The organism is Bradyrhizobium sp. UFLA05-153 (assembly GCF_054185185.1).
Map to the genome: position 1 here is coordinate 1 of NZ_JBBIAM010000255.1, position 4,573 is coordinate 4,573.

4 protein-coding genes are annotated in these 4,573 nt (G+C 62.1%); 2 read left to right on the forward strand and 2 right to left on the reverse strand.

Translation table 11 applies throughout. The annotated features are described in order from the left end of the window. Together Q2941_RS50830 and Q2941_RS50835 are read left to right on the forward strand one after the other, a co-directional pair. Positions 1 to 925 (forward strand): ABC transporter permease (locus Q2941_RS50830; RefSeq protein WP_458197419.1); only part of this gene is annotated, 925 nt, incomplete at its 5' end. A 42-nt stretch (positions 926 to 967) separates the two neighbouring features. Next, positions 968 to 1,819: an ABC transporter permease gene (locus Q2941_RS50835; RefSeq protein WP_458197420.1), complete on the forward strand. Its 852-nt coding sequence runs from the start codon at positions 968 to 970 to the stop codon at positions 1,817 to 1,819. Here the strand turns inward: Q2941_RS50835 and Q2941_RS50840 are convergent. Next, positions 1,803 to 2,807 (reverse strand): ABC transporter ATP-binding protein, encoded by a 1,005-nt coding sequence (locus tag Q2941_RS50840; protein ID WP_458197421.1) that lies wholly within the window; start codon positions 2,805 to 2,807, stop codon positions 1,803 to 1,805. The genes Q2941_RS50835 and Q2941_RS50840 overlap by 17 nt on opposite strands. A 67-nt stretch (positions 2,808 to 2,874) precedes the next feature. Continuing rightward, the gene (locus Q2941_RS50845) at positions 2,875 to 3,795 is read right to left on the reverse strand and encodes an ABC transporter ATP-binding protein (RefSeq protein ID WP_458197422.1); all 921 of its coding nucleotides are present in this window, start codon (positions 3,793 to 3,795) and stop codon (positions 2,875 to 2,877) included. Between the last annotated feature and the right edge of the window lie 778 nt (positions 3,796 to 4,573).

Genomic DNA, 4,573 nt, shown 5'->3' on the forward strand with positions numbered 1-4,573 from the left:
GCCGCGCATCGCGGGGGATAATCCCGTTGCCCAGAAGGTGATGCAGATGGCCGCCCTCGGCGGCAATCTGCACGCCGGCATGCAGGACATGGTCAAGGAGTATCAGTCGAAATTTGGCATCGATAAGCCTCTCTGGAAGCAGTATCTCACCTATCTCGTCGACATGACCCGGTTCGATTTTGGCTATTCCATCGCCAACTATCCTCGGAAAGTCAGCGACATGATGTTGGAAGGACTGCCCTGGACGGTTTGTTTGATCACGGGGACGACGCTGATTTCGTTCGTCATCGGCAACGTTCTGGGGGCCTTCCAAGCCTGGCCGCGCGCGCCGCGTTGGCTGACGGCGATTATGCCGCCGCTGCTTGCGATGAGCGCGATCCCGTTTTTCCTGCTGGGTTTGATTCTCATGTACGTCGTCGGCTTCAGCCTGCAGTTGACGCCGCTCTACGGCGGCTACACTGCCGGAGCGATTCCGCAATGGAGCTGGTCGTTTGGCCTCGACGTCGCCTACCACGCCGTTCTCCCGGCGACCACAATCATCCTAGGTTCGCTCGGCGGCTGGGCGCTCGGCATGCGGGCGATGATGGTGACGACGCAAGGCGAGGACTACGTCACCTTTGCCGAAGCGAAAGGCCTCTCGGATCGCACCCTATTCGTCGACTACGGCATGCGCAACGCGATACTTCCACAAGCGACGGCGCTTGCGCTATCGCTCGGGCAGCTCGTATCCGGCGCTGTACTCGTCGAGATCGTGTTCGGCTATCCCGGCATCGGCACGTTGCTTTTCCAGGGCATCCGAGGCTCCGATTTTTTCCTCGTGCAAGGAATTGTCTTCCTGGTGATCGTTGCGATCGGCCTTGCGACGCTGATTCTCGACTTGACCTATTCGCTGCTCGATCCGCGCATCGTCCATAGAAACGTGTGATGGGAGCTCATCCTTGAATCCGCCGAACAACGGTCGTCATACATGGGCCTGACGTTGGTGAACTATCTCGCCCGTAACAGGGAGCTGAGCGTTGGGTTCGCGCTTCTCTTGGGCATGATCGCTTTTGCCGTGATCGGCGGGTTGCTCGTGGACCCGCAAAATGCGCGCCCGCTATCGGCGCGCGTTTTGCAGCCACCGTCCTGGGCGCTGCCTTTTGGCAGCGACCGCCAGGGCCGCGACCTGTTCGCAGTGATCACGACGGGCACCTTGCTGACGCTCCGAATCGGACTCATCGCCGGAATTCTCGGCGTCGGCATCGGCGCGGCGATTGCGTTCGTGGCGGCATATTACGGGGGCTGGGTCGACAGCATCTTGCGCAGCATCGTCGACATCGGACTGACCGTGCCCAATCTCATGATTCTGATTGTGGTGGCGCTCACGCTCCGACAGGGTATGACGGTCAATGTGATGGCGCTCGTCATCGCCTCGCTCGCTTGGCTTTACCCTGCGCGAACCATCCGGTCCCAGGTTCTCACCCTGAGAGAGCGGGCCTATGTGCAAATCGCGCGGCTCTCGGGCACTAGCGGGCCGGGAATCATCGTGAAGGAGCTGATGCCGAATTTGCTGCCCTATCTCATGGCCTCGCTCGTCGGATCGGTATCCGCTGCGATTCTTGCCTCGATCGGGCTCGATGTGCTCGGCCTCGGCGTCTTCGAGGCGCCGACGCTTGGTATGACGCTTTACTGGGTCAACTTCACCGGCGCGGTGATTAATGGTTGGTGGTGGTGGTGGCTGGCGCCGATCATCGTCGTCGGCATCCTGTTCATCGCGCTGTTTCTGATCTCGATCGGACTGGACGAGATTGCCAACCCGCGCGTTAGGCGTCAGGTCTGAGTTCCGCCGCCGCTTCGGTGGGCGGTTGGGCAAGACTTGGGCTATCGCTGGGAATCATGATCTCGCCGATATCGGCCCCCGGCACGACATCTTCTTGGCGGTAAAGGAAACAGGCGGCGGCGCGATACCGATCCGTGCGAAACATCGGCGGCGCGTTTTCGCGGCAGACCGCCATCGCCGAGGGGCAGCGCGGCGCGAAACGGCAGCTATGCTCCGAGGCCCCCACGCCCTCCGCCGACGGGGCCTCCTCGCCTTTCCAAGCACGATTGGGGTCGGGGTAGGGGATCGAGCCGATCAGCAAGCGCGTGTAGGGGTGTTTGGGGTCGCCCACGACCTTCTCGACGTCGCCGGCTTCGGCGACCAGGCCGCGATAGAGCACGATGACGTTGTGGCTGACCTGATACGCGGTGGTCAGATCGTGCGTGATGTAGATCAGCGAAATCCCGAATTTGTCGTGAAGCTCGCGCAGGCTCGTCAGGATCGTGGCTCTGAGCGAAGCGTCCACCATCGACACCGGCTCGTCGGCGATGATGACGCGCGGGCGGATCAGCAAAGCGCGCGCCACCATGATCCGCTGCCGCTGACCCCCGCTCAACTGGTGGGGATAGCGTCCGAGCGTCTCCTCTGGCCGTAGGCCGACGGCTCGCAAGGTCTCCTCAATCATGCGCCTCGCCTCGTGCCGGGAGCCCGCAAGCCCGAAGTTCAGAACCGGAGTTTCGAGGACATGGTCGACCCGATAGAACGGGTTGTAGGCTTCAAACGGATCCTGGAAGATCACTTGGACGTCGCGGCGAAAGGATCTGAGATGGGTACTCGAAAGCCTGCGAAGGTCCGCGCCCTTGTAAAGCACCGCGCCTACGCTGGGTTCGATAAGGCCTAGTAGCAGGCGCGCCAGGGTGGTCTTGCCGCTGCCGCTTTCGCCGACTAAGGCGGTGATGGACGGCGGTTCGTCGGCGATGGCGAGCGAAAAGTCGTCGACCGCGATCATTCGCGGTCCACGTATCCCTCCGCCATAGATTTTCGTGACAGAGCGCGCCTCGAGTAAAGTGGACATTTCATGCCCCGACGGCTGTTTGCAACGCGCATTGCGGCGCGCTCGCTTCATAAAGGTGACACGCGACGAAATGATCTGGGCGAACCTCGCGCAAGACTGGCGCGTCGACTTCGCAACGCTGCATCGCATGTGGGCAGCGCGTGCGGAAGGAACAGCCTCGGGGGCGATTGAGCAGCGACGGGGGCAAACCGGGTATGCCCCGAAAGGCGCCCTTGCGTTCCAGGGTCGGCAGGCTCGCAATCAGTAGTTGGGTATAGGGATGAAGGGGCTCGCGGAAGATCATCCGGACGCCGCAAACTTCGGCAAGCGTGCCCGCGTACATGACCCCTAACCGGTCGACGACCTGGGCCATCAACCCCATGTCGTGGCCGACGAGCAGGATCGAGGCGCCGATTTTTTCCTGGACGCGCCGCAGGGTCTCGACGACTTGCCGTTGCACCACGACGTCGAGCGCGCTTGTCGGCTCGTCGGCGATGATCACGCGCGCCCGGAGGCTGATGGCGATCGCGATCACGACCCGCTGTTTCATCCCGCCACTCAGTTCGTGCGGATATTTGTCGGCGACCTCCGATCCAAGCCCGACTGTCGAAAGCAGTTCGCGGATCCGCGCGTCCAGCGCCGAACGCGATAGCCGTTGGCCATGGTCGCGTAACGCGTCGGCGAACTGGCGACGCACCCGGGTCACCGGATTGAGGGAATTCATCGCGCCCTGCGCAACCAGCGCGATCGCCGCCAGGCGCAGACGCCGCATCTCCTGTTCCGGCAGCGCAAGGAGATCGGCCCCCTCGAACAGCGCCTGGCCGCTCTCGATCCGGCCCGGCGGCTTGATCAGGCGCATGAGCGCCATTGCGACGGTGGACTTTCCCGACCCCGACTCGCCAACCAGTCCCAGGCGCTCGCCCGTGCGCAGGTTGAAACTCACACCGTCGACCGCCCGGACGGCGCCTAACGAAGTGTGATAGTAAACGCGAAGGTCGCGCACCTGAAGGACCGTATTATCTCGCAAGTGCAGGAGCTTTCTTGCCTCGAGGCCTCAGCCTCATCGTGTAGGATATATGCCGACGTACATCAACGATCGCCGTTGCCCGAGTGGACGTCTCGACGCCTGCGGCCTCAGTGGCCGATCGCCTCGCGATTGGCCGCGAGCGCGCGCAATGCGCCACCCGCCAGCAATTCAACGTCTGACGTCGCCAATAGGACGCGGACACCGCGCGCGATGAGGCCGCGCGGTTCCGCCGGTCTAGAATTGACGCCCAGGCAAACCGCGATGCCCGCGGCTTTCGCGCCGGCGATAGTCTTGTTGATCGCAGCGACGGTTGCGGGATGATCGTGTTGACGAAAAAAAAACCGGTCGTGCCTGAGAGATCGTGAGCCGATCGTCGTCTTGAACCCTTCCAGCCCGGTGCGCGAGTTCGATGCCAAACTGTCCGAGTCTAAGCCTGAGTCGAGGCCAAAGGCAAGCTCACCGTCAAGACCACCATGTGCGCCAAGCGCTGGAATTTCACAAGAAGCTGATCTCGTTCCTACCCCCGACGTGTCGGCCTGGGAGATGGCGGCGCGATTAGTGATTTTGGGAGGTTGTCTACAAGATCAACGAGAAGTACATCTTGGAAATGCGGATCCTCCTCCTGGGTTACCAAAAGAAGGCCTCGCAATCCCAGGCCTACGCCGACGAGGTGAAAGGTATCGCAGCCCATCAC

Bases quoted from the DNA above. Each gene is read 5' to 3' on its own strand.
- Q2941_RS50835 (WP_458197420.1), top strand. From the start codon at position 968: ATGGGCCTGACGTTGGTGAACTATCTCGCCCGTAACAGGGAGCTGAGC.
- Q2941_RS50840 (WP_458197421.1), bottom strand. From the start codon at position 2,807: ATGATCGCGGTCGACGACTTTTCGCTCGCCATCGCCGACGAACCGCCG.